Below are 23,415 nucleotides of genomic sequence, written 5' to 3'. Positions count from 1 at the left end.
TGAAATTGAACTAAAACTTTTGTAGGTTAAACATAAATATGATATAGTAATATAATGTGTGTGGTCTTGTACCACACACATGTATTTGTTAAAGAGCTTGATATATATTAAGTTAGAAACTAATTTTAGGTGGTGAATTGCTAGAGATGTCGAAAGAGTACTATAAAGTTCTTGGGGTTGAGAAAGATGCAAGTGAAGCGGATATCAAAAGAGCTTTTAAAAAACTGGCTTTAAAATATCACCCAGATAGAAATCCAGATGATAAAGAAGCTGAAGAAAAGTTTAAAGAGATAAACGAAGCATATCAGGTGCTTTCAGATCCAGAGAAAAGATCAAAATTCGATAAATATGGAACAGTAGATTTTGATGGTGGTTTTGGAGGATTCGGCGGCGGCGGATTCGATTTTGGTGATTTAGGTGATATATTTGGTGATATTTTTGGCGGTAGAGGAGGATTCGGTGGTAGAAGTAATCCTAACGCTCCAAGAAAAGGTGCTGATATAGAAACAAGAATTAATCTTACTTTTGAAGAAGCTGTTTTTGGTGTAGAAAAAGATATTACAATCAATAAACATGAGAATTGCGATACTTGTAATGGTAGTGGAGCAACTCCAGGAACATCAGCAAAAACATGTGATGTTTGTGGTGGTAGCGGGGTAGTTATGCAAAGAGCTAATACTGCTTTTGGATCATTCTCAACTCAGACTACATGTAGCAAGTGTCATGGAAAAGGTAAGATTATTGAATCTCCATGTGTAAAATGTCATGGTTCAGGTAAAGTAAAGAAGAAAAAAACAATTTCAGTTAAAATACCTGCAGGTGTAGATACTGGTAATGTAATGCCGTTAAGAGGACAAGGTGAACCAGGTACGAATGGTGGACCTAATGGTGATTTATATGTAAATATCAGAGTTGCTCCTTCTAAGGTGTTTGATAGAAAGGGATATGATATCCATATAGAAGAACACATTTCTTTCCCTAAAGCTGTTCTAGGAGTATCACTTGATGTTCCTACAGTTGATGGAGATGTAACTTATAATGTTCCTGCTGGAACACAATCTGGTACAGTCTTCAGATTAAGAGGTAAAGGTGTGCCTGTTGTTAATGGAAGAGGTCGTGGTGATCAATTTGTTAAGATCATTGTAGATGTTCCTAAAAAGCTTAATGAAAAGCAAAAAGAAGCTCTTAAGATGTATATGGAGGCTTCTGGTGAAGAATACAATGGATCTGATGAAGAGAAAAAAGGATTCTTTAAGAATATCTTTAAGTAAAGCAAATTGAGAATTGAGAATGAAGGAAGCTTCTGCCTTGTGGGCAGAAGCTTTTTATTGTATCAAAAGATACATATAGTTCTCTTTTTTAAAATAATGTTGAAAAAGTACAAGTATTTATAGTTGAATAATTAGTGATAGATAATTTGTGATTATAAACATATTTGCCATTAAGTTATAATGTTTTTTTTTGAAAAAAAGGATTTATATTTTAAGTAATTTCCTTATTCCTCTAAACAAAAAGAATAATACAATAAAAGCTGCAATAAATTTAAGTAATCCCATATCCGTACCTCCTAATACTTTTATTATTAAAGATTATTAATATTTTCTTATAAGTTTTTCTTTGAATAAATGTGTATAGAAATAAGCATAGATATATATCCGAATACAAGTGCTATTAAGTATGGTAGTAAATCTTGAAGAATTTGAGGAAAAGGAAGTGTAAGGTTAAGACTAATATTATTGGATTGTAGACATGTTATTATATAAGGGACTACAAAAGGCGATATAAAAATAAAACAAAATCCAATATATTTTGTTTTTTCATAACCAAACTGATATTGAATCGGTATAAGAATTCCCCAAAAAATACTTGTGATTAAAAGGACCCTCCCAACAGTAACAATACTTAGATTAGCTATACTTAAGGGTGCTAGAATTGCTGTAATTGTATATATAATATAGATTGAAAGAAAAATTACCAAGATAAATAAGTATTTAGCTTTTACTAATCTATTTCGTGTATATGGAGTTGTACAAAGTAGTGCGGAGCCTTTATATTTATCTTCGGACATAGATACTGTATTGAATAACATATACTCAATATAAATTACTGTAATAAAAAATTCTAAAAAACCTCCAGTATTAAAATTTATTTTAGTAGTTATAAAGAGGGGTATTCCAACTGTAAAAATAAAGGAAACTAACAAATATTTTTTTGCAAGTACAAAATCTTTTTTCACAAGATTAAGCAACATCATTATTACCTCCTATATATGACAGCATGATATTCTCAATAGATGGTCTTTCAATTAAAACTCCATTCATTTGTTCACGTACAGCATTTTTATTGTTAGTCACACCTTCAAAGCAATATTCAGTTTCGTTTAATGCTAGAAATAGTTTTCTGGTGTGGGTATTAAGCATCTTTTTATCACCCTTAACAAAGCCGTGTGTGTCTAATAATACATCTTTCTCATCTCTTAATATGATTTTACCCTTATCAATAAGAATTAGCTCATCAGCTACTTTATCCAAGTCAGAGGTAATATGAGTGGAGAAAAATACGCTTTTACCATCTTCTTTCATAAACTCCAAAAGTATATTCATTAACTCACTGCGAACTAATGGGTCAAGTCCGCTTGTAGGCTCATCCATAATTAATAAGTCTGCATGATGAGAAAGTGCTAAAGCTAGAGCAAATTTCATTCTCATACCTTTAGACAAGGTTGATATTTTCTGGTTGAGTTGTAACTGAAAGAGTTTTATATAGCTTTTAAAAATTGATTCATCCCAATTTGAATATGCAGGAGCAATAACACTCTTCATTTCTTTCACTGTCATATCTTCATAAAAATATCCTTCATCAAGAACTAAGCCTATATGATTCTTTAATTCACCTTCATTTTTATGAATATCTTTTCCAAATAATTTAATACTTCCTGCATCTTTTAACACTAAACCAAGAATTGATTTTATGGTTGTGGTTTTACCAGCTCCGTTTATACCAATAAAACCAGTAATGCATCCTTCGCGTAATGAAAAACTTACATTATCCAAGCAAAAGGTATCAAAATCTTTTTTTAGTCCCTTTACTTCTAAAATCTTGTTCATTTCGTATCCTCCTCTACAAATAATAAATCCATCATGGAATAAAGTTCATTTTTAGAAATTCCAAGCGATTGCGCAGTTTTCCATGCCTCTGTAAGTTGTACTTCAACCATACGTCGTTTGGATTCTTGTAAAAGCTCAAGGTTTTCTGAAGCTACAAATGAACCTTTTCCTACTTTAGTTGTAATGAAACCTTCGGTTTCAAGTTCGTCATAGACTCTTCTAGTGGTAAGAACACTTACGTGTAAATCGTTTGCCAGCCCTCTGATTGAAGGAAGCAATTCTCCTTCTTTTAATTCCCCTTGAAGTATCGCGGATTTTATTTGATCTTTTATTTGCTGATATAAAGGCTGTTCAGAAACATTTGAAACAATAATTTTCATTAGCAATCCCCTTTGTTTGTTTTTAACTGTTAATCTAGTGCATACACACCATATACACAACACACATTAGACATTTAATTAACAAAAATGTCAATAAAATACAATAAATAAATTGAAGCAACTTATAGCTGATTTAAAAATTTAGTTGAATTTCATAAGAAAATATTTTCACAAGTAGCTATATTAATTTATATTAATTTGTTTTTCTTGGCTTTATTTTGGATATGAATTATAATACATAGAGATGTATTAAATATGTTTCCTTGGGAAAGCGAATATTAATAGAGAAATGAACGATGATACGTAATAAGAAACTATTGTGCTTCAGAAACGAAATGTATAATTGATAATGTAGAATGTATAATGAAGGACATTTCTCTCCGAGAAATTATAATTATATTGTCATTGGTCAATGATAGGATTACTTGTTTCATTTGCTATGAAACTTTGTATTTTATATACAATATTTTGTCTTAAGACAAAACGAGTCAAAAACTATTGTTCTAAAGACCAATAAAATGTAGTTTCTGCGTATGCAGAAACATCCATCATTATACATTATCAATTATCCATTATACATTTATTTTAAAACTAGCTTCGCTAGTTCACGAAGTTTCTCTATTAATAAGAAAAACTAAAGCAAATTATTAATCAAAATAGAATTAGGAGTGTTACATATGAACAAAGAATGGATGGAAATAACGGTACTTACATCATCAGAAGCTGTTGAACCTGTGAGTGGATTATTTTACACTTGTGGATTACAGGGAGTTTCTATAATGGATGTTGAAGAGATAAAGGAAATTAAAGCTAATAAGACTGCAACAAGTTATGATTATTTTGAAGATTCTCTTCTTGAGATGGAAGACTCAGCAATAATAAAAGGATATTTTGAAGATGATGAAAATTTCTCTAAGCATTTAGAATATATAACTAAAGGTGTTAAAGAATTAAAGAACTATGGATTTGATATTGGAAGAGGAAAAGTATTAAGTGAGAAGGTTAACCAGGAAGATTGGGAGAACACATGGAAGAAATATTATAAGCCAACTAAGATAAGTGATAGAATAGTTGTTAAACCTCAGTGGGAAGAGTATACAGCTAAGGGGAATGAACTTGTTCTTGAGATGGATCCAGGAATGGCTTTTGGAACAGGAACCCATGAAACAACAAGATTGTGTTTAAGAGCTTTAGAGAAGCATGTAAACGAAGATAGTGTTGTTTTTGATATAGGAACAGGTTCAGGTATACTTTCAATTGCAGCAAGTAAGTTAGGCGCTAAAAAGGCAGTAGGTGTAGATCTTGATGAGATTGCTGTAGAATCAGCTAAGAGAAATGTTAAGTTAAATAATATTGATAATGTAGAAATTTTATATGGTAACCTTATGGAAGTGGTTAAAGGGAAGGCTGACATAGTAGTTGCCAATATAATGGCTGATATAGTTATGCTTCTTGGGGAGCAAGTTAGAGCATTTATGAAGGAAGATGGAGTATTTATTTCATCTGGAATATTAGTAGTTAGATCTGAAGAAGTAAAGAATAAATTAGAAGAATGTGGATTTGACATAGTTGATATAATTATAGATGGAGAATGGTGCTCTATTATAGCGAAATAAAGGGGTGAAAGTTGATATGCACAAGTTTTTTGTAGAGAATAAAGATATAATTGATAACGTGGTTCAAATAGAAGGCGAAGATGTCAAACATATTTTTAAAGTGTTAAGATTAAAAGTTGGCGATGAGGTAGTTGTTAATAATCTTATAGGTCAAGAGTTCCTTTGTGAGCTTACAGAAGTAAATAAAAAGCAAGTCTTAGCCAGTATTATTAAAGAACTTGAAATAAACAACGAAAGCCCTGTGCAGGTTGATTTATTTCAAGGTATGCCTAAGAGTACAAAGATGGATTTAATATGTCAGAAGTGTACTGAATTAGGAATCAATAGTGTTACGCCAGTTATGACTGAAAGAGTAGTTGTTGAAAAAGGAAATTGGGATAAGAAGCTTGAAAGATGGAGAAGGATTACTCTAGAAGCATGTAAACAGAGTAAGAGAACTCTTATACCTGAAATTAGTGAACCTAAAGAATTCTCTAAATTATTGGAGAGTCTAAAAGAATATGATCTTGTTGTAGTTCCTTATGAAAACAAAGAAAACTTTGGACTTAAAGGAGTTTTTAAAGAATTAAGAGATAATAATTCTATTGAAAATATTGAAAAAATCGCTATAATTATAGGTCCAGAAGGTGGGTTTGAAGAAGAAGAGATAGATAAACTCACAGAAGAAGGATGTAAAATTGTTACTCTTGGTAAAAGAATATTAAGAACTGAGACTGCAGGTTTTACAGCATTAAGTATTATTATGTATGAATTAGGAGACTTAGGAGGAATTTTATAAATGAAGGTAGCTATTACAACCTTGGGATGCAGAGTTAATGTTTATGAATCTGAAGCTATGCTTGAGATATTTAAAAAAGATGGGTTCCAAGTTGTAGATTATGATGAATTTGCAGATGTGTATGTAATAAATACATGTACTGTAACAAATACAGGTGATAAAAAATCAAGACAGCTTATAAGAAGAGCAAAAAGACAGAATGAAAATGCTATTGTAGCTGTTGTTGGGTGTTATTCTCAAGTAGCTTCTGAAGAGGTTAAAGAGATTGAGGGCGTTGATATTGTCCTAGGAACAAGAAATAAGAGTGAGATATTGTACTGGGTTAACAGAGTGCTTGATGAGCATAAGCAGTTTGTGGTTGTTAATGATGTACTTAAAAATAATAAGTTTGAAAAGTTAAAAATAGAAGAGTATAGCGATAAGACTAGAGCTTTCCTTAAAATTCAAGATGGGTGCAATAACTTTTGTTCCTATTGCTTGATTCCGTATGCAAGAGGGGCTGTATGTAGTAAGGATAGAGAGTTAATTCTAGAGGAAGCTAATGAGTTAAGTAAAAATGGTTTCAAAGAAATAATTTTATCTGGTATTCACACTGCATCTTATGGGGTGGACTTAAAAGAAGATATAGACCTTATGACAATAGTAGAAGATATTGACAAGATTGAAGGGATTGAAAGAATAAGAATAGGTTCGATTGATCCAACTTTCTTTACAGAGGATATTATTAATAGAATGGCTAAAGTAAAGAAAATGTGTCCTCATTTCCATTTATCACTTCAAAGTGGATGCGATGAAACACTGAAACGTATGAATAGAAAATATACAGCGCAGCAGTATAAAGAATGTGTTGAGAAATTGAGAGAAGTAATGCCTACAGTTGCAATAACTACTGATGTTATAGTAGGATTCCCAGGTGAAACTCATGAAGAATTCGAAAAAACATATGAATTCCTTAAAGATTTAAAGCTTGCGAAGACTCATGTATTCAGATTTTCACCTAGAACAGGGACAAGAGCGGCTAAAATGGAAAATCAAGTAGATGGAAAAGTTTCAGCTGAAAGAAGTGCAAGACTTATTGAACTTAATGATGAAAATGAAAGAACGTTCATGGAAAGATTCATAGGAACTGAAGCAAAAGTGCTTTTTGAAGAAGAAATTTCAGAGGGAATTTATACAGGATACACAGAAAATTACCTTAAAGTAAATGCTAAGAGTGATAAAAATATTATTGGAGCTATAGAAAAAGTGAACATTTTAAGTGTTGAAGATAATACGCTCGTTGGTGAAGCGTAAAATAAAATGGATAATGTATAATGGAAAATGGAGAATGATGGATGTTTCTGACATACGTCAGAAACTACATCTTATGGTCTTTAGAACAATGGGTTTTAACTAATTTTATCTTAAGATAAAATATTGTATCTTTTTACAATGTTTCATTTTAAATGAAACGAGTAAAAATCTACTGTTCAAGGAACAATAAGATTAAAATTTCACAGAGTGAAATGTCAATCATTCTCCATTCTACATTCTCAATTCTCCATTTCATTTAAGTGTGTTTTTCTTTTTTTAAAAAAGTTTATAAAAAGAAGGAAATTTTTTTTGTAAATAGAATATACTAATAGAAGGGATTAAGGAGGTGAGAATTTTGAATGATTGCATATTTTGTAAAATAATCAATGGAGAAATTCCATGTGAAAAAGTTTATGAAGATGATAAAATTTTAGCCTTCAATGATATTAATCCTGAAGCGCCAGTACATGTTTTGATTATTCCTAAAGAGCATATAAGTATGATAAATGATATAAATGAGGAAAATGCTGAGGTGGTTTCGCATATATTTTTAAAAGCGAAAGAGATTGCTGCTAAGCTTGGAATTGAGAAATCTGGGTATAGAATTGTGACTAATTGCGGTATAGAAGCCGGTCAGACTGTATTCCATATTCATTACCATTTATTAGGTGGACGTGAGTTGCAATGGCCACCTGGATAAAATACTTACGATATCAAAAAAATTGTATTGACGTTAGCTTAACAATATTATATAATATATGTCGTGCTATGTATTCCTTATTATCTGTTATATTATTAAAAAGGCTAGCGGAGGGAGGGATATTATGTCTGAAGTAAAAGTAAGAGAAAATGAATCTCTAGAAAGCGCTCTTAAGAGATTTAAGAGAGAGTGTGCCAAAGCTGGTGTTTTAGCTGAGGTAAGAAAAAGAGAGCACTACGAAAAACCTAGTGTTAAAAGAAAGAAAAAATCAGAAGCTGCAAGAAGAAGAAAGAAAAAATAGTCAGTGAAAGAAGGTATTTGATGTCTTTGAAAGAAGGTCTTATAGCCGATTGGAAAACAGCCATGAAGGCGCGAGACAGGTTTACTGCTAATGTATTAAGCGACGTTAGAGCGGCTATATTGAATTATGAAAAGAGTGGTCAAGGCGAAGCTGATGACCAAACTGCTATGGAGATTATAGCTAAAGAAGTAAAGATGAGACGCGATTCTGTTGTGGAATTTAAAAAAGGAAACAGAGATGATTTGATCAAAAAAGCTGAAGATGAGATTGATATCTTAATCCAGTACCTTCCAAAGCAGTTGACAGACGAAGAAATTTTAATGATAGTTAGTAGTGTAGCAGACGAAATAGGAGCAAATAGCATGAAAGACATGGGTAAGCTTATGAGTGCGGTAATTCCACAAACAAAAGGAAAAGCGGATGGTAAGCTTGTAAATGAAATTGTTAGAGAAGTTTTAAACAGATAATAGACTCAGTTTTATACTGAGTCTTTTTTATTTTTTTGAATAAAATAAAAAAGAGTTAAAAGCGCACTCTTCGAGTGTTTTTTTTATTTTATAAATTTTTAATGAGTAGTAATTAAATCCTTCTGGTTTTCATAAAGTTATTATGAAACATTATTTGGGAGGAATGAGTAATTTGGATAAGAATAAAGTTATTGAAGCTCTGAATATACCTAAAGAAGCTGCAACATCAATACCTAATATTATTATTAAAGGTCAAGAAGAGATTATGATTGAAAATCATAAAGGGATTAAGTATTTAAGTGATACAAGAATCGAATTTAATAGCTCTGTTGGATTAATAAGAGTTGATGGTAAAGATCTTGAAATAAAATATATTAGTTCATTAACGATTGTGTTGAATGGAACATTTAAGGGGATTAGATATGTTGAAGATAAAGAATAATGCTAATGGTGGTAAAATTAAGGTTAAGGTATATGGGTATAATTTAGAGGGGTTCATTAATTCCCTAATCGAAGATGGGATTAAATTTATAAAGGTTAGGAAAAGAGAATTTAATTGTGTAACATTAACTGTTGATGAGAGAGTTGTTTCTCAAGTGAAGAATAGAGCAATATCATATAATTGTAAAGTTGAAATTATATGGAGGAGTGGTATTGGCAAGATACTTGAAAACTATAAAGGGCGGATATCCTTTGTAATAGGTTTTATATTTTTCCTATGCACTATTTGGGTTTTGAATTCAATTGTTTGGGAGATTAATGTAGTTAGTGAAAAATATATTTCTCCATTTGAAATAAAAGAAATACTTAATGATAATAATGTGTATAAGGGGATGAAGAAAGGAAGTATAGATCTTAATCATGTTGAAAAGATTGTAAGAGAAAGTAATGAGGGGATAGAGTGGGTAGATGCTCAATTGATGGGGGGAAAGTTGATTGTGCGTTTAAAGGAACGAGAAGAGCTTTTTAGGCCATTAGAAGAAAGGGAGCCTTGTAGTATTGTTGCTTCAAAAGATGGCGTTATATCAAGGATATATTCGGCTGAAGGGGAGATTGTTGTTGAGCCTGGAGATATTGTTAAAAAAGGAGACATACTGATTGCGGCAATACAAGGTAAAGAAGGTAAAGAATATTTGGTTCATTCTCAAGGAAGAGTTGTTGCAAAGACTTTTTATGAGAGAAGTGAAATAGTTAAGAAAGAACAAGAAATTTTAATGAGAACTGGTAAAAAAGCTGTTCAATTGTATTTTACGCTGTTTAATAAGAAAATTTATCTAATAAATAATTTAAATAAGTTTAATAATTATGATAAAATAATAGATATAAATGGTCCATTTAGCAAAATTACATATTATGAAACTAAGAAAAAAACAGAAAAGATAGAGGACATAGATAAGTATATAGAGAATATTTACTCAAGCATGGAAAAAGATATTGATAAATACCTATACAAGAATTGCAAAAAAGTGGATGTTTTAAAGGAGTATGAAGAGTTTGATGATGGATATAAGGTGTGGGTTGTTGTAATTGTAGAAGAAGATATAGCCACAAAAAAAGCTTTTGATGAATCGCAGTTAAATGAAATTATGACTATTTTAAAAGAGAAAAGAAGAATAGAATATGAAAGATGGCTAAAACAAAACTTATGATGTAGGGTGGGAAAAGAATGAGTAAATCATTTTTTAATAATATATTAAACAAGGATAACACAAAAAAAGGAATAATTCTTTTGGTAACGATTATCGCTACCTTTTTAGTGTTATTAACGTCACTGGGTCCGCAAAAATATAATTTAAGGGTAGGCAGTATATCAGACGTGAGTATCAAGGCTCCCTATGACGTTACTGATGAAATAACTACAGAAAAACTAAGAGAAAAAACAGCTGCAGAGGTTAAAGATGTTACTTCATATAAAACCAATGTAAAAATGGAAACAAGTCAGAGTATAGAAGATCTTTTTTCAAAAGTTATTGAGGTTAATAGAGATGTAAAACTTACTGAAATGCAAATTCAAAAGATAGAGCAGAGTAGCGGGGATTTTGAAGAGGCGTTAATATATCAAAAACTTCAACAACTTAAAAATATTTCATTGGTAAAACTATCTGATGAGGATTTTACCTTGTTACTTAATCTTTCACCAAAAGTCTCTAATGACCTTAAAATATTTATAATTGATTTGATGAATAATTTATATGAGACTGCAAATATTAATGAGATTAAGGATGAACAGACTGGTAAAACAATGATAAAGCCTGATGATCTTGTGAATGCAGAGAGAAATATAGAGTCCTATTTCAATAAATCAACCTTTTCAAAGTCTGTAAAAGAATTAGGTAAATCAATATCATATTTAATGGTTAGAGCTAATCTTGTATATGATGCAAAAAAGACAGAATTATTGAGACAACAGGCTAGGGAAGATGTTATGCCTATTAAAGTTAGAAAAGGACAATACATAATTGAAGATGGAGATGTTGTTACTGAGGCTCAAATAGCGATTTTAAAGGAGTTAAATCTTCTTAGTGGTAGTGGAGGGACTGGTGGTCTTTCTTATATTAGCATCGCTGTTATGGTGATTATAATAATTGCTGCACAATGGATATATATTTATAGGTTTGAAAAAGAGGTGTTTTTTAATAACAAACTTTTAATTCTAATAAGTGTAATTAATATTATATCTCTGGTTTTATGTAGAAGTATTGTATTAATTTCACCATTTATTATTCCTGTAGCATTTGCACCAATGTTGTTAGCTCTCTTAATAAAACACAATATTGCAATTACTATAAGTGTTATTAATAGTGCATTTATTATAACTGCAGCTGGGTTGGACATTTCCATGAGCATAGTTGTTTTTATTAGTGCGGTTTTAGGTGCAACACTTCTTAAAAATATGGAACAGAGAAATGATATATTATTTACTGCATTCTTAATTGGTATAATAAATTCATTTCTTATTGGTGGAATGCAGCTAATAAATCAAAATTTTGATATTATAACAATACTGGCTAATTGTTTATTTGTTTTTCTAGGAGCGCTTATTGCGGGGATTTTAAGTATTGGTTTTTTACCTTTTTTAGAGAGTATTTTTGATATTGTAACTAATGTTAAACTTTTAGAGTTATCAAATCCTAATCATCCTCTATTAAAGAAACTGCTTATGGAAGCGCCAGGAACGTATAATCACAGTGTATTAGTGGGAAATTTATGTGAAATGGCAGCTCAAGCAGTAGGAGCAAACTCCATAATAGCTAGAGTTGGGGCGTTCTACCATGACATTGGAAAAATAAAGAGACCTTACTTTTTTAAAGAAAACCAAAGGGGAGAAAATCCTCATGATAATATTACTCCTAATCTTAGTACATTAATCATTACTTCGCATGTAAAGGATGGAGTTGAGTTGGCTAAGGAGTATAAGTTGCCAATGGCTATTAAAGATATAATTGAACAGCATCATGGTGTATCTTTAGTGAAGTATTTTTACATAACAATGAAAAATACCAGTGATAATCCTGATGAGGTGAAAGAAGAAGATTTTAGATATCCAGGGCCAATTCCTAGCAGTAAAGAGGCTGCTATAGTTATGCTTGCCGATGGAGTGGAAGCCGCTGTGAGATCAATAAATAATCCAACAAAAGAAAAAATAGAAGAAATGGTTTCTAATATTATTAAGGGAAGACTTAATGATGGGCAATTGGATAATTGTGATTTGACACTAAAAGATCTAACAAAAATAAAAGAGGCATTTCTAAAGGGGTTAGGAGGCATTTATCATCAAAGAATAGAATACCCAAAATTAGTTAATAATAAAACTAACGAAAAAGGAGAAGAGTTAAAGAAATGATATACATAGAAAATAATTATGAAAATTTTGAAATTCAAGAAGAGATACTCCATACAATTGAAAGAGCTATTGAATTTGCTCTTAAAGAAGAAGAAATAGACTTTGACTATGAAGTGAGTGTTACATTGGTTAACAATGAGGAGATAAGAAATATCAATAAAGATAATAGGGGGATAGATAAAGCTACAGATGTTTTATCATTCCCATGTATAGAATATGAAGAGGGGAAAGTTTTTAAAGAATTATATGATATTAACTCATTTGACGATAGTTATTTTGACGGAGATGCACTTGTTCTAGGTGATATCGTACTATCTCTTGATAAATGCAAGGAACAGAGTGAAGAATATGGTCATTCTTTTAAAAGGGAAAGTGCATATTTAGTAATTCATTCAGTTCTGCATCTTTTAGGATATGATCATATGAATGAAGATGATAAGAGAAAGATGAGAAAAAGAGAAGAAGAGTTATTGGAAGAGCTTAATATTCCTAGAGAATAACCCCAGAAAAAACCGCAGGTTTTTCTGGGGTTTTGTTCTTGAGGAAGCTAAAAAGAAAAACATAGTTGACAGTGGACAATGGACAGTTGACAACGACTGATATTTCTCTCCGAGAAATTTTAATCTTATTGTCTAAGGAACAATAATGGTTTGTTTGTTTCATTTAGATTAAATATTGCACTATAAATACAATATTTTATCTTAAGATAAAATGAGAGAAATTATATTGTTCTAAAGAATAACATAATGTGGATTCTGACCTGAGTCAGAATCATCCTTCGTTGTCCACTGTCCACTTTCAACTGTACGTTTGTTTTAAACAGTTTAAATTAACAAATTTTTTACGGATAGAAAATTATTTATCTAAAGAAATGATTAAATGTTGGGGGTATTTATGAAAAGTAGAAATCTTTTGGAGAGTTTTAATTATGCTATAAAGGGAATAAGATGGGCTTTTATGAATGAAAGAAATTTTAAAGTTCATACTGTTGTATCGATTTTAGTAATTATTTTGGGGATTGTATTTCAGATAAGCAAGGTTGAGTTTTTAATAACACTTTTGTGTATAGGTATGGTATTAGGTGGGGAATTGATAAATACTGCAATTGAAAAGTTATGTGATGGTATTACTGGAGAATTTAAAGTGTACATAAAAGCTGCTAAAGATATAGCAGCAGGTGGGGTATTAATTACTGCTCTTATTTCGGGTATTATTGGAATTATTATTTTTGGGAATGCGATTTTGAAACATGAAAAGCTATCTCTAGAAAAACTTGTAGGAAATCAATTATATATCATAACATTAATAATTGTCTCTTTAGTTATTATTATAATAATTTTAAAAATATGTATAGGAAGAGGAACACCCATGCAAGGGGGGATGCCTAGTGGACATAGTGCTATAGCTTTTACTATAGCTACAATAATAAGTTTGTATAGTGGTGCAATAAGTGTTATTATTCTTAGTTATCTTTTAGCAATTATCGTTGCGGAATGTAGAGTTGAGAGTGGTATTCACAGCATAGTAGAAGTTTCAGTAGGAGGGATTTTGGGAATTCTTATCACTATAATAATACTTGGATTGCTAACTTTAGTGTAGAAATTAGTTGAAAAGATACTTCTATTATAAAAAAATCATTGAAAAGATGGCTATTAATGATATAATGATAACACACTATTAATAGAAAGTAGATATTTAGGAGGAATAATATGGATTACAAGAACCTAGTATTGGAAGCTATAAAAGCAAAAGAGGGGGCTTATGCACCTTATTCCAATTTTAAAGTAGGGGCTGCAGTTCTTACTGCAGATGATAAAGTGTTTACTGGATGTAATATTGAAAATGCATCTTTTGGAGCTACTAATTGTGCTGAGAGAACAGCGATTTTTAAGGCTGTAAGTGAAGGACATACTAAGATTAAAGCAATAGCTCTAATTGGAAGTGATAAAGAGTTTACTTATCCATGTGGGATATGCAGACAGGTTATGAGTGAGTTTGGAAGTAAAGATCTTACTGTTATAATTGTAAAGAATGAAGAAGAATACATTGTAAAAACTTTAGACGAGATATTACCAGGTACATTTACAAAGGAAGATCTTGATAAAAATAAAGAAATTTAGGAGGCTACATGTTTAAATCTGGATTCGTAAGTATAATTGGAAGACCAAATGTTGGTAAATCCACATTAACTAATCGTATAATTGGGGAAAAATTAAGTATAGTTTCTAGTAAACCACAAACTACAAGAAATAATATTATGTCAATCTATAATAAAGGTGACGAAGCGCAGTTGATATTTGTTGATACGCCAGGACTTCATAAGCCTAAAAATAAACTTGGCAGTGAAATGGTTAAAATGGCAACAGAATCAGTTGGAGATGTTGATTTACTAGTTTTTATAACAGAACCGCAAAGTAAAGTAGGTAAAGGTGATCAATTTATTCTTGATAACATAAAAGGTAAAAATGTTCCTGTATTTTTACTTATAAATAAAACTGATAAATCAACTCCAGAGGAAATTGCAGAAACAATAACTGCATACTCAGAAGCATATCCATTTAAAGAGATCGTGCCGATTTCAGCCATCAATGGCAATAATGTTGATACATTAATACAATTAATGGTTGATTACATGCCAGAAGGGCCTAGATATTATCCGGAAGATATGATTACTGACAGACAAGAACGTTTTATTGTTATGGAGATAATCAGAGAAAAAGCTCTTAGACTTTTAGAACAAGAAGTACCTCATGGTATAGCTGTTGAAATCCTTTCTATGAAGACAACTGAAAAAGGGACATATAAGATTGAAGCAAATATGTTATGTGAAAAGAGTAGTCACAAAGGTATAATCATAGGAAAGAATGGTGCAATGCTTAAAAAAATATCTACATATGCAAGACAAGATATTGAAAAGTTCTTAGATGCTAAAGTATACCTTAGAATATGGGTTAAAGTTAAGGAAGAGTGGAGAGATAGTCCGTTCTTACTTAGGGAGTTAGGTTATAAAGAATAGAGAAAGAATAGTTCAGCTGGTAAAATTCACAGTAAATTCACAGAAAATTTGAGAATTTTATATGATTAAGGTTTATAATATATTCAACAGGGGATGATTTTCTGAGCATTATTAATAGTAGAGGCATTGTTTTAAATTCATTTGATATAAAAGAAAATGATAAAATTGTTTGGATGTATACAGAGAAACTTGGTAAAATTAGTGTTATTGCTCGTGGTGCTAGAAAAAAGAATAGTAAACTTACAAGCCTTATTCAGGGATTATGTTTTGGGAACTATAGTATATATAAGGGAAAAAGTGCATATTTTTTAAATGAAGGAATAATAATTGATTCATTTCAGGATTTATTAAGAGATTTTGAAACAATAGCATATTCTTCATATATTTGCGAACTTATAAATTTAAGTATCCCAGAGAATGAAAAGAATTTTAAGGTTTTTGAGAATGCTATTAAAGCTCTTTATTTAATTAAAAATTCTGTTGGAGATATTGAGTTGTTAATAAGAAGTTTTGAATTAAAGTTAATTAGTTCCATGGGGTACCATGTTAATGTTGATAGATGCAGCGAATGTGGTGCTAGCTTTAATAATAAAATTTATTTTAACAATAGGAATTTTAGTTTTGTATGTAAAGAGTGTAATTATTCCTTTAAAGAAGTATCATTAATTTGTTTTACAACTCTTAGAGCTTTATTGAAGTTTCCTATAGAGAAAATCTATAGAATAAATGCATTGACAGAAGCTAAAAAAGAAATTGCTTTTATAACAAATGTGTATTTGAATGAAATTTGTTCTAGAAGACCTAAGAGTTTAGATATGTTAAATTTTTTATAAAGGAGTGAATTATATGGCTGAAATTACTCTAGAGAAAATTGATTTAATCAGAGAGAGAACGGGTATTTCTTACGCTGAAAGTAGAGATATTTTAATTCTTTGTGAAGGTGATGTAATAGAATCACTAATATACATTGAGAATCGTTCAAAGAAAGATAAGAAAAATGTTATATCAGAATTTACTGCGACTGCTGAAGAATTTAAGGATTGGATAAAAGAAACTATTAGAAAAGGTAATGTAACTAGAATCAAGATAAAGAAAGATGATAGAATTCTTGTTGATCTTCCAGTTAATGCTGGGTTAGCAGTAGGGATGTTTACATTAATTTCACCATTATTAGCAGCTGCAGGTATATTTACTGCAATTATATCATCAGTAACTATTGAGATAACAAAGAATGACGGAAGTGTTGAAGTAGTGAACACAATAATCAAAAATGTTGCAAATGATATAGCTAATAAAGTAAATGAAACAGCAGAAGAAGTGAAAGATAAATTTATGAAAAAAAATTGTGAGTGTGACTGTGAAGAATCTGAAGAAGTTAATGAAGAAGTTAATGAAGAAGAAATTGAAGAGGAAATTGAAATTAGCTTGACAGAAGAAGTGACAGAGGATGCAGAAAAAAGCGCAAACAATGAGGAAAAATAAAAAAATTACATTAATGACATAATAAAGCAGCTCAGCTGCTTTATTTTTGTTATTAATATGTAATTTTTCAATATATAATAGTATTATTGCGAAAAAAAACACAATATATTATGTAAAATTACTTAAAATAAGTGAAAAAACTATGTTAACCATGATATAATATATTATAAATATTATTATAATATGAGTTTTCTGGATTAATAGGAAGAGGGTGAAGAAAATGAGGTTAACATCGAGACAAGAACAAATTATAGATCTGGTAAAAGAAAATCAACCCATAACAAGTGAGCAAATTGCTTCAAAGCTTAATGTTACAAGAGCTACACTTAGACCTGATTTAGCAATATTGACAATGAGTGGAATTTTAGACGCCAAACCTAAGGTTGGATACATTTATGCGAATAAACCCTCTTATTCTGTATTGTATGACTACTTAAACAAAACTAAGGTTAAAAAGGTTATGACAAAGGCTGTATTACTTAATGAGGATGAATGGGTATATGACGGCATTGTTACGCTTTTCTTAAATGATACTGGAACACTTTATGTAGAAAATGATGGCAAACTTGTAGGAGTGGTTTCAAGAAAAGATTTCTTGAAAATTGCAATGGGTGGATCTGACTTACATAAGGTTCCATTAGGAATTATTATGACAAGAATGCCTAATATTGTTTATACAACTAAAGATGAGAGTGTTTATGAAGCGGCAAAAAAAATAATTGAACACCAAATTGATAGTTTACCTGTAATTGATAAGGAGTCAGATAAAGATGGATTCCATGTTATTGGAAAAATATCTAAAACAAATATAACAAAAATATTAATCGATTTATGTGAAGAAAAATAATTAGAGAGTTTTAATGATAGCTACATTAAAAGATATAGCTTATCATTGAAACTTTTTTGTTTTTTTGAAATAATTTTGCCTTTTCGTAAAAAAATATGGAATATCATTGAATTTATTATAAAATTTTGTTAAAATGGTATCAGCTTAAGAATAATTATAGGCACAAAAGAATAGTTTGAATTTACAGAAAAATTAGAAATATAATTAAATTTAAAATATTCCACCGAAAGTGAATGGAATTGATCAAAGTTTCCCAATTATACGCTTTGAGCAATGAAATTTACATATAAAAACTGCTAGTAATTATTATATATATATATATTTAGACAATAAGAGCATAACAAGAAGGAGTGGAAAGAATGAAAAAATACGTATACCTTTTCAGTGAAGCTGACAAAAGTATGAAAAATCTTTTAGGGGGTAAGGGTGCTAACTTAGCTGAAATGACAAAACTAGGAGTACCGGTACCAGAAGGGTTTACAGTTTCAACTGATGCTTGTAACAAGTACTATGAAGATGGAAAAGTTTTTTCTAATGAGATTATTGAGCAAATCAATAGTGCACTCTCAGAGGTAGAAAAAGTTACTGGTAAGAAATTTGGAGATAAAAATGATCCATTATTGTTATCAGTTAGATCTGGTGCTAGAGTTTCTATGCCAGGTATGATGGATACTGTTCTTAACTTAGGATTAAATGATGAAGCTGTTGAAGGGCTTGCTGCTTTAACTAATAATCCAAGATTTGCATATGACTGTTACAGAAGATTTATTCAAATGTTCTCAGATGTTGTTATGGGAATTGAAAAGAGTAAGTTTGAAAGAATACTTGATGAAGTAAAAGAAAAGAAAGATTTAAAACTAGATACAGAATTATCAGCAGATGATTTAAAAGAAATCACTGTAATGTTTAAAGATTATTATAAAGAAGAAAAAGGTGTTGATTTCCCACAAGATCCTAAAACACAATTGTTAGAAGCAGTAACAGCTGTATTTAGATCATGGGATAATCCAAGAGCTATTGTATATAGAAGATTAAATGATATACCATCTGAATGGGGAACAGCTGTAAATGTTCAAAGAATGGCCTTTGGTAATATGGGAGAAACTTCAGGTACTGGTGTTGCATTTACAAGAAACCCATCTACAGGTGAGAAAATGATGTATGGTGAGTATTTAATGAATGCTCAAGGTGAAGACGTTGTTGCAGGTATTAGAACTCCTAATCCAATAACACAATTAGAACAGGATAATCCTGAAGTGTATAAGCAATTCTTAGAAATTACAAATAGATTAGAGAATCACTATAAAGACATGCAGGATATGGAGTTTACTATTGAACAAGGAAAACTATATTTCCTACAAACAAGAAATGGTAAGAGAACTGCGCAAGCAGCATTAAAAATAGCTGTAGACTTAGTTGATGAAGGATTATTGACTAAAGAAGAAGCTATACTAAAAGTAGAACCAAAGCAGTTAGATACACTATTACATCCAAATTTTGATGGAGTTGAGTTAAAGAAAGCAACTCCTATCGGAAAAGGGCTTCCAGCTTCACCAGGAGCAGCCTGTGGTAAAGTAGTATTCTCAGCTGAAGAAGCTAAAGAAATGAAAGCACAAGGAACTGAGGTAATCTTAGTTAGACTTGAAACAACTCCAGAGGATATTGAAGGAATGATAGCAGCTCAAGGTATACTAACTGTAAGAGGTGGAATGACTTCACATGCAGCGGTTGTAGCTAGAGGAATGGGTACTTGTTGTGTATCTGGTTGTGGAGATATAAAAATTGATGAAGAAGATGGTGTATTCACATTAGGTGGAAAGACATTTAATAAAGGTGATTTCATATCATTAGATGGTTCTACAGGAAACATATATGGAGAATCAATAAAGACTGTTGAACCTGAAATTGGTGGAGACTTTGGTACTTTCATGGCATGGGCTGATGAAGTTAGAACTTTAAAAGTTAGAACTAATGCAGATAATCCAAGAGATACTGCTCAAGCTGTTAAGTTTGGTGCAGAAGGTATAGGACTGTGTAGAACTGAGCACATGTTCTTTGAAGAAGAAAGAATTTTCGCTGTTAGAGAAATGATAGTTGCTAAGAGTGAAGAACAAAGAAGAACTGCTTTAGAAAAGTTACTTCCAATGCAAAAAGGAGATTTTATTGGAATCTATGAAGCATTAGAAGGTAAACCAGCTACAATAAGACTTCTTGATCCGCCACTACATGAGTTCTTACCTCACGAAGACGAGGATATTAAAGAATTAGCAGAAGAAATGGGATTAAGTTTTGCAGAATTAAAAGAAACTGTTGAATCTCTTCAAGAGTTCAATCCAATGATGGGACACAGAGGATGTAGATTGGCAGTATCTTATCCAGAAATTGCTGAAATGCAGACTACAGCAATAATTGAAGCTGCTATGGAAGTTAAGAAAAATAAAGGATATGATATTGTTCCAGAAATTATGGTACCATTAATTGGAGAAAGAAAAGAATTAGCGTTTGTTAAAGAAATTATTACTAAAACTGCTGATTCTATAATAGCAAGAGAAGGATCAGATTTAAAATATAAAGTTGGTACAATGATTGAGATACCAAGAGCTGCTTTAACAGCTGATGAAGTTGCAAAAGAAGCAGAGTTCTTCTCATTTGGTACTAATGATTTAACTCAGATGACATTTGGATTCTCAAGAGATGACGCTGGTAAGTTCTTACCATATTACTATGATAATACTATCTATGAGAGTGATCCATTTGCTAAATTAGATCAAACTGGGGTAGGTAAATTAGTTAAAATGGCAGCTGAGTTAGGAAGAATTACAAGACCTGATATTAAATTAGGTATCTGTGGTGAGCACGGTGGGCATCCTGCTTCAATAGAATTCTGTCATAATGTTGGACTTGATTATGTATCTTGTTCTCCATTTAGAGTTCCAATAGCAAGATTAGCTGCTGCACACGCACAAATTAAGAATAAAAGATAGTGTATAAAGAAGCATGCATTCGCATGCTTCTTTTAGTTGAAAATTGAAAGTAGAAAGCGATTGACATTTCACTCTGTCAAATTATAATTTTATTGTTACTATGAGAATAGTGGGTACTCGTTTCATTTTGGAATGAAACATTGTAGTTTAATTGAAATACATATCTATTAAATGTGAAGTAAATGAGAAGTGCAATCGGGTGAGGTTATAAAATGAACAATAATTTATTTCAAATTAGGGTTACTGGTTTATTAATAGAAGATAAAAAAATCTTATTGGTTAAACAAAAGGTATCATCCAACAGGCCTTCTACAAATGAGTTTGATAAAAATCCAATACATGACGTGAAAATGGTAGATATAAATAAGCTAAAAAATTATGGTTTTACTGAGGTGTTCCAAGATATAGTTAAAAAAGGGTTCCCTAAAGCTGGTAATTACATGGGATTGAAAGCAGTAATAGGATTATAGAATTAAGGAGGGGTACAATGAAATTTTTAAATCCGATGATAGTTGTTTCGAATATGGAAAAGTCAAAGAGGTTTTATTATGAAGTGCTTGGTTTAGAAGTGATTGTTGATTTTGGTGCAAATGTAACTTTAACAGGTGGTATAGCATTACAAACAAAAGATACATGGTCAACTTTTATTCATAAAGATGATAATGAAATTGCCTTTGGTGGAAATGCATCAGAGCTGTATTTTGAAGAAGATGATTTTGATGGTTTTATTAAAAAGCTGAATGACACTAAAGATCTTAACTATGTACATGGTGTGGTAGAACACTCATGGGGACAGCGTGTTATCCGTTTCTATGACCCTAATAAGCATATTATTGAAGTTGGAGAAAATATGGTTATGGTTGTCAGAAGATTTTTAAATGATGGTCTATCAATTGAAGAAACTGCTGCAAGAATGGATGTATCAGTTGATTATGTGAAATCATGTATATAGTAGAACATGGATATATCTGTAAGGTGGGTATAGTTACATAGGTTATAATTTTAAATAGCTCTCTTTTTTAAAAAGATGTTGAAAAATATTTGAGCACCATTGGTAGAATAAGGCTCATAATACAAAAAAAGTTTTCAACAATATCTTAAAAAAGAGAGCTATTTATAAAGAACAATATATTATTTAAATAAAATACTGAACAATAAGTTCAATATTTTACAGAAGATAAAATAAGTGAAAGTTCTAATTTGATAAATCAATAAAGAACTTAGGTGAATTTTTAAATGCTGATACTAAATGATCAAGTTCAAGCTCGAAGTCTAATGCAAAAGTAATTTTAGTATCAATTGTAGCTAAAGATTGTTCAAGAAGATGTGCAAAAGCATTTTTATTGCATTTTCTATAGTTTTTATAATAATCCCTAGTTAGTTTCCAAATCTTTTGAGGGAATACTAATGACATATAAATGAATTTAAAATCATCATGATTCAAGGGATTAGTTCTATTATAAATTTCCAGCCATAAGCGAGCGGTATCAAAATTCCATAAAGTAGAACTTCTTTTTAGATATCTTCTCAATGAATGACAAATATCATTTCCAACTGGAGTGATTTTGCAATTATCAAAATCTATTACCCATACTTTATTATTGTTATCGAATAATATGTTTTTATTAACATAGTCCATATGACAAAGTGAGGTAGTTAAATTGGAATAATTAATAGTTGAAGAAATTTTATAAGCCATAAAACTTAATTGTAGTATTTTATCAAAGTATTTAATATAGAACTTGGAGAAGGTATCTTCTAAATTTAGCGCAGAATTATAATAGTTAATTAAGGTTAAATGCCTTTTAGTTATAGACTTGAACGGATTGCTGTTTTGCATTTTTAATGTACTACCATTTATTGGTTTGAAATTTTGACCTACTTTGTGCATGTAAGCTAAATTATTACCTGTCTCAATAAATGAATCTAAATTATCGTAATCTAATTTTGAACCATGAATCCATGGTGTGAGTATAAATAACATATTTTCATAAGAGATGAATCTTCCCCCTGAAGCTGTTGGAATAAAAATCGGTACATTTACTCCTTTCTTATTCCACCATTCTACAGCTGAATATGTAAATAGTAACTCACCAATCCCATAGTATACTTTTTTTAAGCAATACTTTTTGGTGCTACTTTCTGATACTTTATAAACGGCTCTTTGTTTTAGGGAGTCTTTAAATTTAATTTGCTCAATATTACAATTAGTTAATCCATAAGAGGGTAATATATTTAAACGAACATTTTCTTCTGATAATAATTTAGAATTTCTATCTGGAATTTTTTTAGACATAGTAACACCTCAATGATAATGAAATTAGTATCTATTTAAGCATATTAATTTTCTCTAAGCATTATGATGTTTTTTTTATTCTTTAGGAAATTGAAAAAGTTTTTTTATAAATTTTTCACATGAAATTGCATTTTTAAGAATACAGTTGTATGGATGTAATATTATAGAAATTAAATTTCTTAATGAAATTTAAAATTTGTTAAAGAATAAAAAATGAAAATGAAAAGGAATTGTTCATTAAGGATAGAATAAGATTATATAGAGAATTAAACTAGTTATGTATTTCTAATTTTGAAATAATAAT

At 30.5% G+C, this 23,415-nt stretch carries 24 protein-coding genes; 20 read left to right on the top strand and 4 right to left on the bottom strand.

The window, feature by feature from the left end; all coding sequences use genetic code 11:
* The first annotated feature begins 146 nt into the window (after positions 1–146).
* Positions 147–1,271, top strand: coding sequence for a molecular chaperone DnaJ (gene dnaJ, locus OW730_RS19110; protein ID WP_271229602.1), 1,125 nt, complete (start codon positions 147–149; stop codon positions 1,269–1,271).
* Positions 1,272–1,603: 332 nt separating this feature from the next.
* On the opposite strand, the gene OW730_RS19105 is transcribed toward dnaJ, so the two are convergent.
* Genes OW730_RS19105 through OW730_RS19095 form a run of 3 tightly spaced genes read right to left on the bottom strand, consistent with a single transcriptional unit; the run spans position 1,604 to position 3,487 of the window.
* Positions 1,604–2,251 (bottom strand): ABC-2 transporter permease, encoded by a 648-nt coding sequence (locus tag OW730_RS19105; protein WP_271225646.1) that lies wholly within the window; start codon positions 2,249–2,251, stop codon positions 1,604–1,606.
* Positions 2,241–3,107: an ABC transporter ATP-binding protein gene (locus OW730_RS19100; protein WP_271225645.1), complete on the bottom strand. Its 867-nt coding sequence runs from the start codon at positions 3,105–3,107 to the stop codon at positions 2,241–2,243. Before OW730_RS19100 ends, OW730_RS19105 begins: the two co-directional genes overlap by 11 nt.
* The gene (locus OW730_RS19095; RefSeq protein ID WP_271225644.1) at positions 3,104–3,487 is read right to left on the bottom strand and encodes a GntR family transcriptional regulator; all 384 of its coding nucleotides are present in this window, start codon (positions 3,485–3,487) and stop codon (positions 3,104–3,106) included. Before OW730_RS19095 ends, OW730_RS19100 begins: the two co-directional genes overlap by 4 nt.
* A gap of 677 nt (positions 3,488–4,164) precedes the next feature.
* On the opposite strand from OW730_RS19095, the gene prmA reads away from it, so the two are divergent.
* From prmA to OW730_RS19000, 19 genes are all read left to right on the top strand, one after another.
* Positions 4,165–5,103, top strand: a complete 939-nt coding sequence (gene prmA, locus OW730_RS19090; protein ID WP_271225643.1) for a 50S ribosomal protein L11 methyltransferase — start codon at positions 4,165–4,167, stop codon at positions 5,101–5,103.
* A 16-nt stretch (positions 5,104–5,119) separates the two neighbouring features.
* Complete coding sequence (locus tag OW730_RS19085; RefSeq protein WP_271225642.1) at positions 5,120–5,881, top strand: 16S rRNA (uracil(1498)-N(3))-methyltransferase; 762 nt, start codon at positions 5,120–5,122, stop codon at positions 5,879–5,881.
* Entirely contained in the window at positions 5,882–7,174 is a 1,293-nt protein-coding gene (gene mtaB / locus OW730_RS19080) for a tRNA (N(6)-L-threonylcarbamoyladenosine(37)-C(2))-methylthiotransferase MtaB (RefSeq protein WP_271225641.1), read from the top strand.
* Between the two features lie 355 nt (positions 7,175–7,529).
* Positions 7,530–7,874, top strand: a complete 345-nt coding sequence (locus OW730_RS19075; RefSeq protein ID WP_271225640.1) for a histidine triad nucleotide-binding protein — start codon at positions 7,530–7,532, stop codon at positions 7,872–7,874.
* A gap of 124 nt (positions 7,875–7,998) precedes the next feature.
* Positions 7,999–8,175, top strand: a complete 177-nt coding sequence (gene rpsU / locus OW730_RS19070; protein WP_271225639.1) for a 30S ribosomal protein S21 — start codon at positions 7,999–8,001, stop codon at positions 8,173–8,175.
* Positions 8,176–8,195: 20 nt separating this feature from the next.
* Complete coding sequence (locus OW730_RS19065; protein ID WP_271225638.1) at positions 8,196–8,642, top strand: GatB/YqeY domain-containing protein; 447 nt, start codon at positions 8,196–8,198, stop codon at positions 8,640–8,642.
* A gap of 172 nt (positions 8,643–8,814) precedes the next feature.
* Positions 8,815–9,084 (top strand): sporulation protein YqfC, encoded by a 270-nt coding sequence (gene yqfC / locus OW730_RS19060; RefSeq protein WP_271225637.1) that lies wholly within the window; start codon positions 8,815–8,817, stop codon positions 9,082–9,084.
* On the top strand, positions 9,065–10,291 hold the full coding sequence (yqfD, locus tag OW730_RS19055; RefSeq protein WP_271225636.1) for a sporulation protein YqfD: 1,227 nt from the start codon (positions 9,065–9,067) through the stop codon (positions 10,289–10,291). The genes yqfC and yqfD overlap by 20 nt, the downstream gene beginning before the upstream one ends.
* Positions 10,292–10,308: 17 nt before the next feature.
* Positions 10,309–12,486, top strand: a complete 2,178-nt coding sequence (locus OW730_RS19050) for an HD family phosphohydrolase (RefSeq protein ID WP_271225635.1) — start codon at positions 10,309–10,311, stop codon at positions 12,484–12,486.
* Positions 12,483–12,986, top strand: coding sequence for an rRNA maturation RNase YbeY (ybeY, locus tag OW730_RS19045; protein WP_271225634.1), 504 nt, complete (start codon positions 12,483–12,485; stop codon positions 12,984–12,986). Before OW730_RS19050 ends, ybeY begins: the two co-directional genes overlap by 4 nt.
* Before the next feature lie 394 nt (positions 12,987–13,380).
* On the top strand, positions 13,381–14,085 hold the full coding sequence (locus OW730_RS19040) for a diacylglycerol kinase (protein ID WP_271225633.1): 705 nt from the start codon (positions 13,381–13,383) through the stop codon (positions 14,083–14,085).
* Positions 14,086–14,195: 110 nt separating this feature from the next.
* Positions 14,196–14,606, top strand: a complete 411-nt coding sequence (locus OW730_RS19035) for a cytidine deaminase (protein ID WP_271225632.1) — start codon at positions 14,196–14,198, stop codon at positions 14,604–14,606.
* A gap of 8 nt (positions 14,607–14,614) precedes the next feature.
* Positions 14,615–15,502 carry a GTPase Era gene (era, locus tag OW730_RS19030; protein WP_271225631.1) on the top strand — a complete coding sequence of 296 codons (888 nt, stop codon included), beginning with the start codon at positions 14,615–14,617 and terminating at the stop codon, positions 15,500–15,502.
* 74 nt (positions 15,503–15,576) lie between these two features.
* Positions 15,577–16,335 carry a DNA repair protein RecO gene (gene recO / locus OW730_RS19025; RefSeq protein ID WP_333781289.1) on the top strand — a complete coding sequence of 253 codons (759 nt, stop codon included), beginning with the start codon at positions 15,577–15,579 and terminating at the stop codon, positions 16,333–16,335.
* Positions 16,336–16,348: 13 nt separating this feature from the next.
* Complete coding sequence (locus OW730_RS19020) at positions 16,349–16,984, top strand: DUF4342 domain-containing protein (protein WP_271225630.1); 636 nt, start codon at positions 16,349–16,351, stop codon at positions 16,982–16,984.
* A gap of 211 nt (positions 16,985–17,195) precedes the next feature.
* Complete coding sequence (locus tag OW730_RS19015; protein ID WP_271225629.1) at positions 17,196–17,831, top strand: helix-turn-helix transcriptional regulator; 636 nt, start codon at positions 17,196–17,198, stop codon at positions 17,829–17,831.
* Between the two features lie 359 nt (positions 17,832–18,190).
* Entirely contained in the window at positions 18,191–20,815 is a 2,625-nt protein-coding gene (gene ppdK, locus OW730_RS19010; RefSeq protein WP_271225628.1) for a pyruvate, phosphate dikinase, read from the top strand.
* Positions 20,816–21,027: 212 nt separating this feature from the next.
* Positions 21,028–21,285, top strand: a complete 258-nt coding sequence (locus OW730_RS19005; protein ID WP_271225627.1) for a hypothetical protein — start codon at positions 21,028–21,030, stop codon at positions 21,283–21,285.
* A gap of 17 nt (positions 21,286–21,302) precedes the next feature.
* A complete protein-coding gene (locus OW730_RS19000) occupies positions 21,303–21,767 on the top strand; it encodes a VOC family protein (RefSeq protein WP_271225626.1) in 465 nt (154 codons plus the stop codon).
* A 243-nt stretch (positions 21,768–22,010) separates the two neighbouring features.
* On the opposite strand, the gene OW730_RS18995 is transcribed toward OW730_RS19000, so the two are convergent.
* On the bottom strand, positions 22,011–23,111 hold the full coding sequence (locus tag OW730_RS18995; protein WP_271225625.1) for a CotS family spore coat protein: 1,101 nt from the start codon (positions 23,109–23,111) through the stop codon (positions 22,011–22,013).
* Positions 23,112–23,415 lie beyond the last annotated feature (304 nt).

Source organism: Oceanirhabdus sp. W0125-5, assembly GCF_027938815.1.
Lineage (GTDB): Bacteria > Bacillota > Clostridia > Clostridiales > Clostridiaceae > Oceanirhabdus.
The sequence above is the reverse complement of the archived record's forward strand: the minus strand, read 5'-3'. Positions and strand labels throughout refer to the sequence as shown.